The organism is Variovorax glucosi (assembly GCF_051216695.1).
Taxonomy (GTDB): domain Bacteria; phylum Pseudomonadota; class Gammaproteobacteria; order Burkholderiales; family Burkholderiaceae_C; genus Variovorax.
Genome location: NZ_JBPJZE010000195.1, coordinates 1 through 428, shown reverse-complemented (window position 1 = coordinate 428; position 428 = coordinate 1). Strand labels below are relative to the sequence as shown.

The window sequence follows — 428 nt, the reverse complement described above, 5'->3', positions numbered from 1 at the left end:
ACCACGCTCAAGCTCTTCGGCGGCGTGGCCGGCGTGCTGAGATTGGCCTCGGCCATCGGCGCGCTACTCAAGTGGCGCGTGGCGCACGGCCAGCCGCATTCGGTGATCGACAACCTCAACTCGCGCGTCAACGCGTGGTGGGTGATGGTGGCGGTCATCGGCATTGCCTTCGCCTTCGGCAAGGGCGGCGTGATCGTGTTGTTCTATTTGATCTCGTTCTATGCGCTGCGCGAGTTCATCAGCCTGGCCTACACGCGGCGCGGCGACCACGCGCCGATCGCGCTGGCTTTCTACCTCGCGCTGCCAGGGCAGTATTTCCTGATCTGGATCGACTGGTACGGGCTCTACGCGATCTACATCCCGGTCTATGCCTTCCTGCTGCTGCCTATCCTGGCGGCGGTCGGCGGCGACACACGCCGCTTCCTGGA

At 64.5% G+C, this 428-nt stretch carries 1 protein-coding gene; it reads left to right on the top strand.

The genetic code is table 11. The features are described 5' to 3' along the window. Window positions 1–428: phosphatidate cytidylyltransferase (locus ACSFA3_RS24200; RefSeq protein WP_435507928.1), on the top strand; the 428-nt coding region annotated here is incomplete at both ends.